We start from the raw sequence: 12,322 nt of genomic DNA, 5'->3' as shown, positions 1-12,322 counted from the left end.
GACAGGCGGCGCCGTTACGCCGCGGGCGTGAGGTCCCGCACCCGCTCCAGCGAGCGGCGGATGCGGTCCTCCATCAGGTTCGGCATGTGCGCCGCGCGCGCCAGGGCCTCCCCGAGCGCGAGCATCGCCTCCGCGAAGTCGCCCCGGCGCCAGGCCGCGAGCCCCATCATCTCCAGGACCTCCAGCGGCTCCTGCTCCACGGAGGCCTGGGCGGAGCGCTCGCGCAGGGCGTGCCACTCCTCCACGGTCGCGTCCTTGGAGGCCAGCTCCACCATGGAGAAGAGCACCTCCTCCGACGGGCTCAGGTTCACGCCGTGGCGGTTGGTCGCCATCGCCTGCCGCACCTGCTCCAGCAGGTCGCGCGCCCGGTCGTGCCGGTCCGTCCACGCCATGGCCCGCGCCTGGAGCAGCAGCGCCCAGGGGCGGTGCGCGACCTCCGGGTGCCGGCGCTCCAGCACGATGGCCCGCGCGATGTGCGGCGCCGCCGCCTCCACGTCGCCCGCCTGGTAGTACAGCTCGCCCAGGTTGTACTCCGCGAAGTACTCCCAGCCCACCACGCCCAGCTCGCGCCCCAGTTGCATGAAGCGCTCCTGGTCCTTCAGCGCGTTGGCCAGGTCGCGCCGCGCCACCCTCAGGTTGCGGCGGTTGTTGATGGCCGAGCCCAGGTGGAAGCGGTCGCCGCGCTCCGTGCACGCGCAGATGAGCTCGTCCAGCACCCGCTCCGCGGCGTCGATGTCGCCCAGGCTCGGGAGGATGGCCACCAGCAGGAGCAGCGCCACCACCAGCGTCTCATAGCCCGCGTCGCCCAGCTTCCGCGCCCGCTCCGCCGCGGCCTCCAGGGTCATGAGCGAGTCCATCCACTCGCCCTTGCGGAACTGCGTGCGGCCCAGCGCCAGGAGCAGCCGCGCCTGCACGTAGGGCGACGTCACCGTCTCCGTCAGTTGCTGCGCCTCCTGGACCCGCGCCTCGCTGCGCGCGTAGTCGTTCACCCAGTCGAGCGCCACCGCCTCGTCGAGCAGCAGCTCCACCACGGCGCGCGCGTCCCCCACGCTGCGCGCGCGCTCCCGCGCGATGGCGAAGTCCGTGAGCGAGTCCTCGTACCGGCCGATGCGGTAGCGCATCAGGCCCCGGCCCCGCAGCGCGGTGAGCCTGCGCAGCTCGTCCTCGGGCTCGATGAGCTCCAGGGCGCGCGTGTACATGGCCTCCGCGTCCAGGTACGCGTGACGGCCGCGCGCGGACTCCGCGATGTCGATGGTCAGCGCCGCCGCCTCGTCGCGCAGGCCCGCCGCCGCGGCGTGCAGCGCGAGCCGGGCCAGCCGCTGGCGCTCCTGCGCGCCCGCCGGGCTCAGGTAGTGGCGGTACGCGGCGTGGTGGATGCGCGCCTTCTCCTCCGCGGGCAGGCCCGCGACCACGGCCTCGCGCACCAGCTCGTTGCGGAAGCTCAGCCCCTCCGAGCGGTGCTCCACCAGGAGCCCCAGGTCCAGGAGCCGCCGCGTCGCGTGCCCCATGTCCAGCGGGAACTGGGCCGCGGCCCCGTCGCGCTCCAGCTCGCGCACCACGCCGTCCGCCGCCGTACCGGTGAAGGTCCCGCCCAGGAGCGCGCACAGCCGGGCGTGCGCGGCGAGCGCCGGGGGCAGCGCGCCCAGCTCGCGGTCCGCCAGCCACTCCACCAGCCGCAGCTCCGGCAGCCGGTCCAGCTCGTCCGTGACGAGGTACCAGTTGCCGCCCGGCGCGCGCTGCCGCACCAGCCCCTGGCGCTTGAGGCCGCGCACCAGCTCCACCAGGAACAGGGGCACGCGCTGCGCGCGATCGATGATGCGCTCCACCGCCTGCGCGGGCACGTTCTCCACCGGCTTGAGCAGCGCGCGGCACAGGGCATGCGCGTCGCCCGGGGCCAGGCCGGACAGGGGCAGGTCCAGTTGGCGGGCGGCGCGGGCGCCCCACGCGGGGCGGCTCTGCTCGAAGCCCGGGCGCACCAGCACGCAGATCCACAGGGGGACGCGCGTCTCCGCGAGCGCCGCGTACTCCAGCGCGTCCAGCGCGGTCTCCTCCGCGAAGTGCGCGTCGTCCACGATGAGGCACAGGGGCCGCTCGCGGGCGTGCGCCGCCAGCAGCTCGCCCGTGGCGCGCATGGCCAGCGAGCGCAGCGCGCCCGGGGCCGCGGCCCAGCTATGCAGCTCCGGCCCGCCCGGCGCGTACCACCCGAGCGTCGCGGCCACGCCCGGCCACAGCTCCATGCCCAGCCGGGTGCCCAGCCTGTCCAGGATGGCGGTGCGGCCGTCCTCCTGCGTGTCGGTGTCGTCGCGGTCGAAGCCGTGCAGCGCCACGCGCAGGAGCGTGCGCAGCGTGCCCTCCGGGTCGCCCTGCACGGGCTCGCGCGAGCGCAGGGTGTGGACGCGCGCGTGTGGCAGCGTGGCCCTCAGGCGCAGGCCCAGCGTGGAGGCCAGGTGGCTCTTGCCGTGGCCCCGGTCGCCGCGCACGGTGACGATGGTGGGCGCCGTGTCCGACACCGCGGACCGGGCGCTCTCCAGGAGCTGCTCCAGCTCCATGTCGCGGCCCACCAGCATCGCGCTGCCCAACTGCAGCACGGTGACGTCCGGCCGGGGCGCGCCGCCCGAGGGCGCGGGGCGCATCAGCCCGGACCGGCCCGGCACCGGCAGGCACGGCACCTCCGGCACGGCCTCCGCGGCGGCGTGGGACAGCAGGGGCCCGCGCGGCTCCGCGAGGTGGGGGTAGCGGTCCTCGCGCGCGAAGATGGCGCCCAGGTAGCGGGGGGCGCCGTCGCGGCGGCGCTGCACGGTGACGGAGGCCACGTCCACGAGCGACACCGGGGCGAGCCCCCGCTCGGCCAGGCCTTCGGCGGCGCGCAGGGCGCGGCGCACGGGGTTCTCTCCCACGTCGGGGTCGAAGACGCCCGCGAAGCGCTCGCCCTCCGCGAAGGCCATGTGGCCTCCGTAGGCGGCCAGGGCCTTCTGCATCGCCACGGGGTTGGCGCGCGAGACGGTGAACAGCACCGCCACCGAGCGGCGCGTCTGGGCGGGGCGGACCTCGGGCAGCAGGGTGAGCCGGGGCGCGGGCTGCACGGCGGACTGGCCCGCGTGGTCCAGCGCGGCGCGCAGGGCCTGGGCCACGGCGGCGGCGTCGCGGGGGCGGCGCGCGGGCTCCTTGGCCAGGCAGCGCAGCACGACCTCCTCCACGGGCGGCGCCACCGGGGCGTACTCCGACGGAGGCGGGGGCCGCAGCGACAGGTGCGCCTGGAGCACCTCCGTGAGCGAGCCGAAGAAGGGAGGCCGGCCGGCGATGAGCTCGTAGAGGATGACGCCCAGCGCGTACACGTCCGTGCGCGCGTCCAGGACGGCGTGGCCCGCGCACTGCTCGGGGGCCATGTATTCGGCGGTGCCGGCGAAGGAGGACGTGTCGCCGGGCGTGCCGTCGTCCGCGAGCGCGCCGGGGGCCGGGCGCTGCACCAGGCCGAAGTCGAAGACGCGGGCGCGCTTGTGGGCGTCGTCCAGGAAGACGTGCTCGGGCTTGAGGTCGCAGTGCACCAGGCCGTGCGCGTGCACGACGGCCACCGCCTCCAGGAGCGCGCTGGCGCGAGGCCCGAACTCCTGCGGCGACATGGGGCCGGACACCCGGGCCATCCAGTCCGCCAGCGTGGGCAGCGGCACGTACTCCATGTCGACGAAGCGCTGGCCGCCGGGCAGCGTGCCCACGGCATGGAGCGCGGGCACGGTGGGCGGCCCGATGACGCGCAGGGCCTCCGCCTCCCGGGCGAGCTGCGCCTCCGCGAGCGTGATGCCGGGGCGCGCCAGCTTCAGCGCGATGCGTTCACCCTCGGCGCCGTCGGCGGAGCGCTTGTGCGCGGCCAGCAGCACGCCGAAGCCACCGCGCGCGATGACCTTCTCGCAGCGGTAGCCCGGGACGTCGGGCACGACGAGCGAGGCATCGGATGGCGGAGCGACGGGAGGCGAGACGCCGGGCGGGCACGGCGCATGAGAGCCCTCCCAACGCCGCCCGCATGTGAGGCAGCGCGGCACGGTCGCCACTCTATGCCACCGCCGCCGTGATTGCCGAACCCCCAAGGCCCGTCATTCGACGGACGCGTGAAGCACTCGTCAGAAGTCCTCGCAGGCCCGGAGGGCTTCCAGGCGTCGCGCCCTGTGAACCACGCGACACCGGACATCCAGGGCGGCCGGAGAGTCAGCGGGTCGGCCGCGCACCGGCTGCGTCATTGCGCACCGCGACGCGCGAGGATGTCAGGACTCCCTGCTAGCCCTGTTCACCAGGAGGAACAGGCATGAGAGGGATTCAGTCGCCAGGGCGCGCGTGGCTGGGCTTGCTGCTCCTCGCGGGGCTGGTGGGCTGCGCGGGAGGGCGTGCCGGTGCGTTGCCGGTGGGGCTGCACGGCTACGCGCGCTATCACAGCGCCTCGCCGGCACCGCTGCATGGGGGCGCGGCCTCCGAGGGCGCGGGCGGCACGGTGGGGGATGCGGCGCCGGTGCGGCTGCCTCTGGGGACGGTGCTGCTCGGGAGCGCGCAGGAGCGAACGCGGCAGGCGGTGGAGCTGGGCCTGCTGGAGGTGGACGCGTTCGAGAAGCTCCTGGTGCGCGCAGGGCTGGAGGCGCCGCCGGCCCCGCGCAATCCCTTCACGCCCGAGGACGCGGCGGAGGTGCTGAACCGGCTGATGGAGAGTCCGGTGACGCTGGGGACGTATCCGCCTCGCATGGCGGCGGGCTTCGTGCTGCGCGAGGTGCTGGAGGGCGGCGCGGTGTCGCGCGAGGAGCTGGCGCGCCGGGTGGAGCGGTTCGTCCGGGAGCAGGTGGCGGTGCTGCGGCCGGACGGCTACCTGGCCTGGGCGCTCGATGGGCGCACGCAGCAGAGGGTGGGGGCCGTGCAGTGGAGGGACGGGACCTTCCGCGCGGGCAACTTCGAGCTGGGGCGCTTCTACAGCGGCAAGGGCGGTGTCTTCCGTCACGTCGATGCGCGGCTGCGAGCCTCTGACTGGAGGCCGCTCGCGGAGGTGTACGACGACGCGGATGTCCTCGGCCGCTCATTGGATGGGGCGGAGGACGCGTTCGTGGAGCTGTACCACGGCCTGGGGCAGCTCCTGTCCCATCCCACGGACAGCCTCGCGAGCCTGCGCCATCTGCCGGAAGGCGTGGCGGCGCTCATCGCGTCCTCGCCCGCGTACTGGGAGCGCTTCCGCTACATGACGGAGGGCGAGCAGATCCGCGAAGCCGCGCGGCTGACCACGAACGTCGTCATGCTGTGGGGGACGGCCTCCGCGACGACGCGCACGTTGACGCGAGCAGCGGCGGGAGTGGAGGCCACGGTGCCCGTGCTCGCGGTGTCCGCGGAGGGGATGCTCCGTGTCGAGCGCGTCGCGGTGCCCGTGGGACGCGCGGCGGCGGTGCTGAGCGGAGGGCCCGGGGCGGCCATCGTCCTCCAGAAGGCGAACGTGGCGGCGGCTCCGGACGAGCCAGGGCACTGGGGGCCCGTGAAGGAGTCGATGTCCGACCGGGCCCGGCGCTACCAGGAGCAGATCTCCGGGCACTCGGCGGACGAGGCGTACTGGGTCGGAGACGTGAAGTTCGACGGCTTCCGGGACGGAGTGCTACGGGAGGCCAAGGGCCCCGGCTACGCGAACAAGTTTTCCGACATCCTGGCGCCGAAGCGGTGGTTTAAACGCACGGGAGCGGAGGCACTCGCCAGGCAGGCGAGACGGCAGCTCGAAGCCATTCGAGGACTGGAGGTTCGCATCGAGTGGCACGTCGCCGAGGAGAAGGCCGTGAACGCAATCGAGATGCTCTTCGAACGCGAAGGTATCCAAGGGATCCGGATCGTGCACACTCAGGCGCGATAAGGAGGGAATGCTGTGACCGCTACGGACAGGCCCTGGACTCGTATCGAGACGTACTACGCAGGGGCCTATTGGGGTGCGCGCAGGGAGGTTCCTGAAGACTGCGGGCGGCGAATCGCGAAGCTCCTGGAGCTGTTGGCTCCGTGTGACCCGTTCCTTGCGCACTGGTACAAGCCCACGCGGTCGCTCAAGGACGAGCGCAAGTTCCCCCTGTTGCCGTCAGACATGCCGACGCTCACCGAGATGTTTCGGCGAGGCGTCAACCGCGAGAAGGGGAAGCCGGTCATCGAGCAACTGGGCTTCAGTGTCACCTTTGGTAATGGCGGAGGGGACTACGATCGATCGGCCCTGAAGATCCTCTGTGGGTGTTACTCCGAAGTCGTCCCCAACTGCTGCGTGCTGAGCCTGCCCACGCTCGGGCGAAGTCCGAACGCCGAGCGCGTGATCTCCGCTCCCGTGCTCACGCATGCGGTGCGCAGCATGGCGGTGGCCATGGAGCCGGACTGGGCCGTGGCCGGCTCTGATTCGCACCGGGCGCTGGAACCCGAGGACACCCGGGCAGGCCCCTGGGTCGGCTGGGTGACCTACTTCTCCAAGCAGCGCGGCACCGTGCCCCCACTGCCCGCGCCCGTGCGCATCGAACCCGTGGAGGACCAGGGCACGCTCATCATCCTGACCCCGGAGCGCTTCACCGTGGCCAACCCGGAGCACCTGGCGCTGGCCCGGCGCGTGCGCGAGCTGCTCGCCCGGGCCGGGCTCATCCAGCCCCGCTGAAAGCAAGACAGCGCGCTCCCCCCGGCCGGTGGAGCGCGCCAGCCTCAACCCCGGTCCTACCGCTGCGGCACTTCAAGCGCGCGCAGGAGCGACCCGTCCTGTCCCAGCACCCGCGCGCGCAACAGCAGCGCGGACCCCGGCTCCGCGGACGTCAGCGCCTGCGCCGCCTCCGCGACGCCGGACACCTTCTGGTCCCCCACCTGCGTCAGCACCATCCCGGGCGCCAGGCCCGCGCGCTCCGCGGGGCTGCCGGACTCCACCGCCACCACCTGCGCGCCGCCGCTGCCGTCCTGCGCCTCCGACAGCCGCAGGCCCAGCCGCTTCGACAGGGGCGCGGGCGTCGAGTCCCGGGGAGTCACCTCCTCCTCCCCCCGCTGCGTCGGCCGGGTGCCCAGCTTCACCGGCACCTCCATCGCCTTGCCGCCGCGCACCAGGCTCACCTTCACCTCGCTGCCCGGCTTGAGCAGGGCCACCGCGCGCGTCAGCGCTCCGGCGGAGTCCACCGCGCGCTCGCCCACCGAGGTGATGATGTCCTCCTCGCGCAGGCCCGCCTTCGCGCCAGGGCCGCCCTCGCTGACGCCGGCCACCACCGCGCCCTTCGCCGTGTCCACGCGCAGCGCGCGCGCCAGCTCCGGCGTGAGGTCCTGCACCGCCAGGCCCACCCAGCCCCGGCGCACCACGCCCGTCTCCTGGAGCTGCGGCAGCAGCGCCTGGATGAGGTTCGCCGGCACCGCGAAGCCGATGCCCGTCGCGCCGCCGATGATGGCCGTGTTCATGCCCACCACCTCGCCCTTCATGTTGAAGAGCGGGCCGCCGGAGTTGCCCGGGTTGATGGCCGCGTCCGTCTGGAGGAAGTCGTCATACGGACCCGCGTGGATGTCGCGCGCCCGGGCGGACAGGATGCCCGCGCTCACGCTCGACGCGAGCCCGAACGGATTGCCAATGGCCATCACCGGGTCGCCCACGCGCAGGCCGTCCGAGTCCCCCAGCTTCACGAACGGCAGGTTCCCGGACACGCCCTTCAACTGGAGCAGCGCCACGTCCGTGAGCGAGTCGCGGCCCAGCACCTCCGCCTCGAACGCGCGCCCGTCCTCCAGCTTCACCCGGACGGTGTCCGCGCCCTCCACCACGTGGTTGTTCGTGAGCACCAGGCCGGACGGGTCGATGACGAAGCCCGACCCCAGCCCCTGCTTCGCGGGAGCGCCGCCCCCGCCGAAGGGGTTCTGTCCTCCCGGCATGCCGAAGCGCTCGGCGAGGCCCGGGGGCAGGCCCTGGATCATCCCGCCCATCGCGGGCCGGGCGCGGGCCTGCACCTCCACGTTCACCACCGCCCCCTTCACCGTGTCCACCAGCGGCGCCAGCGACATGAGCGCGCCGGGCGAACCCGGCGTGGGCGAATAGACCGCCGGCTCCACCTTCGCCCCCGAGGGCGTGGTGGCCGTCTTCAACGACAGCGTGGGGCGCGCGGGGGGAGCCACGTCCGCGGCCGGCTTGCAGGCCCCCAGGGCGACCAGGGGCATCAGCGCGAGCGCGCGGGCAAGGTGGCGGCGGGACGGAAGCGTGCGGACCATCGTGCGTTCTCCTTGGGTGGCGGCCGGAAGCGGGCCTTCCGGACGGGATGGGAAAGAAAGAGTCGAACCGGATGCGGTGGGCACCCTGGGAAGGAGGCAGCGGTCCCGTTCCACCAGCGACACCGGGAGCCACCGATGGCCCAGCTGCCTGAAGGGAGCTCTTGGAGGAAGCCCCGCATCCGGTCCGACGCCCGGACCTCAATGCAGTCCGTGGGCCAACCCCTCCAAACCCCGCTTCAGAGGGGAGCCATGCCCCGGGAGGCCCCGGCGCGCGGGGCAAAGTGCCCCAGCCGGGGCATTTCGCCCAGGGGCGGCATGCCCCACGCCCCACCCCGGCGGCTTTCTCCAGACATGGCACGGCGGATGCTCATGGAGTGACAGGTCCCCGTCCAACCCCTCCAGGAGTTCACGCCCATGGTGCACGAGCAGTCAGAAGGAGTCGCGCGCGGCGCGGCCTGGGAAGACCCTTCATCGGAGCTCGCGAGGCCCCCGCGCATCCTGGTCGCGGATGACCAGACGGAGATGCGCACGCTCATCCGCAAGATGCTGGTGCGGCGCGGCTATGAAGTGGTGGAGGCGTCGGACGGGCCGGAGCTGGTGCGCGTCCTCGTGGAAGGGCTGACGGCGGAGGAGTCGCGCGCGCCCGACCTCATCATCACGGACGTGCGCATGCCGGGCTTCACGGGCCTGGAGGTGCTCGCCCGGCTGCGGCGTGAGCAGTGGACCACGCCGGTCATCCTCATCACCGCCTTTGGAGACGTGCAGTTGCACCGCGAGGCCCTGCGCCTGGGGGCCGCCTGTGTGCTCAACAAGCCGTTCGACATGGACGAGCTGCGCGGCGCGGTGGAGGTGGCCCTCGCGGTGACGCGCGAGTGACGCCGCCCCGGGTGATGGCGCGCTAAGGTGGCGCGGCAACGCCTGCCGCAAGGAAGCCCATGCGCCGCCTCCCCTGGTCCCTGTCGTTGTCGCTCCTGTCCCTGGCATGCGCGCCCACGCAGCGCCAGACGCCGGACGCGGGCGCTCCGGAGGCAAGGCCCCAGCGGCTGGTGGCGAGCATCGTCCACACCTATCCGCACGACCCCACGGCCTTCACGCAGGGGCTCCAGTTCCACCAGGGCCAGCTCTACGAGAGCACCGGTGAGAAGGGCGACCTGCGCCGCATCTCCTTGGAGCAGGCGGCGCCGCTGTGGAGGCAGTCCCTGCCGGACGTGTTCCCGGAGGGGCTCGCGAGCGACGGCGAGCGGCTGTACCAGCTCACCTGGCAGGACGAGACACTCTTCGTGTGGAACGGCGCCCCGCCCGCGCAGGAGCAGCAGGTGGAGTACGACGGCGAGGGCTGGGGCCTGTGCTACTGGCGGGGCCAGTTGGTGCGCAGCGACGGCACGGCCACGCTGCGCTTCCACGACCCGAAGGACTTCCACGTGAAGTCCCAGGTGCAGGTGACGGCGCAGGGCGCGCCGCAAGAGATGCTCAACGAGCTGGAGTGCGCGGAGGACGGCGTCTACGCCAACGTCTGGCATTCCAACAACATCCTCAAGATTGATTACGCCACGGGCCGCGTGCTGGCGGTCATCGACGCGTCGGCGCTGGCGCGGGCGGTGAGCGGCCGGGTGCGCAGCTACGAAGCGGTGCTCAACGGCATCGCGCTGGAGCCCGGCACCGGCCGCCTGTTCCTCACCGGCAAGCTGTGGCCCGACCTCTTCGAGGTGACGCTGGCGCCCGCCGCCACGCCGTAGCCCGCGTCAGCGCGAGTAGCGGAAGGACACGGTGCCCGTGCTGGCCGGTGGCACCTTCAGGTCCCACGTCAGGCCTCCCGTGGCGTCATCCCGCTGGACGCCGGGCGTGGCGCGGACGAGCCGGCTTCCCTTCGGCCAGGTGTCCAGCACGCGCACGCTCATGGGCACGGGATACGGGTTGGGCACCCGCACGGTGACGTCGTGGACCTCGCGCGAATGCCACTCCACGGGAGCGCGTTGCACGGTCCTCACCGCGCGGACCTTCGGGTCGGTGCCGAGCGGGAGGGTGAAGGTGCTTCCCTGCCCCAGGGGTAACAGCTTCACGGATTTGTGGGGCTGTCCGTCCACGGCCAGCGGGACCCACTCATGCATGATCAGCTCGCGGGTCGGCGAGGCATGGACTTCCGCGACGAGATAGGTGGCGGTGTCCTGCGCGGGAAAGACCTGGCGGTGGACGGTCATGGGCCAGGTCTCCGTGAACAGCGGGAAGCGGGGCGCGGTCCGGTCCCGCAGGGTTTGCCGCCCCGGAACCGTGAGACGCCAATCCGGAACCCAGGGGGCGCCGTGGACGGGAGCCGCCAGTCGCGCGAAGTCCCGGGGCGGAGGGATGGTCGCGGGCTCGGGCTGACCGATGTTCGTCATGACGAAGTCCATGAACACGGGGTCCAGCCGTATCGCGTTGGGACCACACCCGCCCTGGGACTCTCGCGAAGGGGGCGGAGGCGGCTCCGGATCCGGCCCCGCTCCGGTCCAGAGTCGCACATCGACTCGCACGGTGCTGGCTCGGGGAATGTCCATCCGTTCGCGCATCCAGGGCCTGACGTCCTCGCGCTGGAAGGACAGCCTGTAGCCCGCGGACGCAGGTGGCAGATCGGTGATGCGGTACTCACCCCGGACGTCCGTGAACGTGAACACGTCAGTCCGGAGGTGTTCGGAGAAGACGTTGACCACCACATCCTTCAGTGGCGCTCCCGTGTTCACGTCCAGGACCGTTCCGGTGAGGACCGTGGGAGGGGCCTCCGGCTGGCGGGACTCCGGATGGGCCCAGATGGGCGCGGTGGAGTACCCGATGGCGCCGAACATCTGGCGGCGTTGCGCTGACTCCTCCTCCAGCGCATCCGGCTGGTCGAGCCACACCGGAGTGGGTCGGGGAGCGTCGAAGACGGGACTGGATTGTCCAGGAGCGAAGTGGAAGAGGGCTTCGTTCCAGTCGGCGCCTGTATTCTGGAAGATCTGCCCCCGGAACTCCGCCTCCACCTGGGAGTCTTGACTTCGCACGGAGAGGGCGGGGAGGTATTTGCTTTTGACGGCTGGCAGGAAGTAGCTCAGCACCACCCTCGCGGCGCCTGTTCCCTTCAACATGGCGGCCACCTCCAGCGCGGAAGGCGAAGGCCGGGTGGCCAGGGCTTCGGCATGCGCCGCGGCCCGGTACCAGTCCATGGGAGGCGAAAACTCCTCATCCGCGGAGGAGCGGGGAGGCCCCACGGCTTCGATTGCCGCGCGGACCTCCTCGGCGGTGAAGGCGGGCACGTAGGTGGGGCGAAGTTCGACGCGCTGGACCTCGGCGCCTTCCGCCTGCACGCGCACGGAAGAGGCCTCCAGCTTGCCCATCAGGAGCGGCCACACGACGCGCTCCGTGCCAGCCAGGTTCACGAGGGTGGTCCGCTCCACGAGCGTCCGGTCTTTATAGACGGTGACCGTGGTGTCCTCCGCCTCCACGGCCGCGCCCAGCACCCCCACGAGCAGCACTCCCAGCCCCAGCAAGCCCATGGCCGCATTCTGGGGCGGCGTCTGCTTTCATCTCAATGGGCTTGCGAATCGGCCTGTCTGGAAAAGCGCCGCCGCACGGTCCGGACCACCTCCGCGTCCCAGCGCGGTGACAGCAATTCCAGCGCGGTCCTCCGGAAGGGCAGGGCGCACGCCAGACACGCCAGCGTCGCGGCCAGCCCGATGAGCGTGTTCTGCCAGGAGGCCAGGTCCCACTGCCCGGACCACGACCACGGCTCCATGCTTCGCGGCCACAGGTAGTGGATGGGCCAGCCGGGCCCGCTGCCGGCGAGGTCGCACAGCAGATGCCCGTGGAAGGCAGCCACCGACAGCAGGGCCACGGCTGCCCTTTGCCTCGCCAACGCCGTACACACCGCCAGGGTGACGAGCGCTCCCACGTAGCCATGGAAAATCACGTGGTGATAACGCGAATAAAACTCTTCACCCGCCAGCAATGACAAACCATCCAGATCCGGCGCGAGTCCCGCGCAGGTGACCAGGACGCGGTCACGCCGTTCGCGCAGGCCTTGGGCGAGGAGCCAGGACACCTCGGCGTGGACGATGGGATTCATGGGTGTGCACTAGCGTACGGCAGTCCGGGCCCACGGCGAAGG

The 12,322-nt window shown here is 72.4% G+C and carries 8 protein-coding genes; 4 read left to right on the top strand and 4 right to left on the bottom strand.

Annotation, left to right across the window (positions count from 1 at the left end):
* Positions 1-14: 14 nt before the first annotated feature.
* Positions 15-3,932: a serine/threonine-protein kinase gene (locus tag K8556_RS32420; protein WP_223743982.1), complete on the bottom strand. Its 3,918-nt coding sequence runs from the start codon at positions 3,930-3,932 to the stop codon at positions 15-17.
* A 365-nt stretch (positions 3,933-4,297) separates the two neighbouring features.
* Here K8556_RS32420 and K8556_RS39580 point away from each other — a divergent pair, with 365 nt between their 5' ends.
* Both K8556_RS39580 and K8556_RS32410 read left to right on the top strand, forming a co-directional pair.
* Complete coding sequence (locus K8556_RS39580) at positions 4,298-5,863, top strand: Tox-REase-5 domain-containing protein (protein ID WP_223743981.1); 1,566 nt, start codon at positions 4,298-4,300, stop codon at positions 5,861-5,863.
* A 12-nt stretch (positions 5,864-5,875) separates the two neighbouring features.
* Positions 5,876-6,634 (top strand): immunity 52 family protein, encoded by a 759-nt coding sequence (locus K8556_RS32410; RefSeq protein ID WP_370640000.1) that lies wholly within the window; start codon positions 5,876-5,878, stop codon positions 6,632-6,634.
* A gap of 56 nt (positions 6,635-6,690) precedes the next feature.
* Here the strand turns inward: K8556_RS32410 and K8556_RS32405 are convergent, their stop codons facing one another.
* Positions 6,691-8,205 (bottom strand): Do family serine endopeptidase, encoded by a 1,515-nt coding sequence (locus tag K8556_RS32405; protein WP_223743979.1) that lies wholly within the window; start codon positions 8,203-8,205, stop codon positions 6,691-6,693.
* A gap of 414 nt (positions 8,206-8,619) precedes the next feature.
* Here K8556_RS32405 and K8556_RS32400 point away from each other — a divergent pair, with 414 nt between their 5' ends.
* Together K8556_RS32400 and K8556_RS32395 are read left to right on the top strand one after the other, a co-directional pair.
* Positions 8,620-9,081 (top strand): response regulator, encoded by a 462-nt coding sequence (locus tag K8556_RS32400; protein ID WP_223743978.1) that lies wholly within the window; start codon positions 8,620-8,622, stop codon positions 9,079-9,081.
* 59 nt (positions 9,082-9,140) lie between these two features.
* Positions 9,141-9,941: a glutaminyl-peptide cyclotransferase gene (locus K8556_RS32395; protein WP_223743977.1), complete on the top strand. Its 801-nt coding sequence runs from the start codon at positions 9,141-9,143 to the stop codon at positions 9,939-9,941.
* A gap of 6 nt (positions 9,942-9,947) precedes the next feature.
* Here K8556_RS32395 and K8556_RS32390 read toward each other — a convergent pair whose 3' ends face one another.
* Together K8556_RS32390 and K8556_RS32385 are read right to left on the bottom strand one after the other, a co-directional pair.
* Positions 9,948-11,711 carry a carboxypeptidase regulatory-like domain-containing protein gene (locus K8556_RS32390; protein ID WP_223743976.1) on the bottom strand — a complete coding sequence of 588 codons (1,764 nt, stop codon included), beginning with the start codon at positions 11,709-11,711 and terminating at the stop codon, positions 9,948-9,950.
* A gap of 32 nt (positions 11,712-11,743) precedes the next feature.
* Positions 11,744-12,280 carry a metal-dependent hydrolase gene (locus tag K8556_RS32385; protein ID WP_223743975.1) on the bottom strand — a complete coding sequence of 179 codons (537 nt, stop codon included), beginning with the start codon at positions 12,278-12,280 and terminating at the stop codon, positions 11,744-11,746.
* Positions 12,281-12,322 lie beyond the last annotated feature (42 nt).

This window comes from Corallococcus sp. AS-1-12 (assembly GCF_020036995.1).
GTDB lineage: Bacteria > Myxococcota > Myxococcia > Myxococcales > Myxococcaceae > Corallococcus.
The sequence above is the reverse complement of the archived record's forward strand: the minus strand, read 5'-3'. Positions and strand labels throughout refer to the sequence as shown.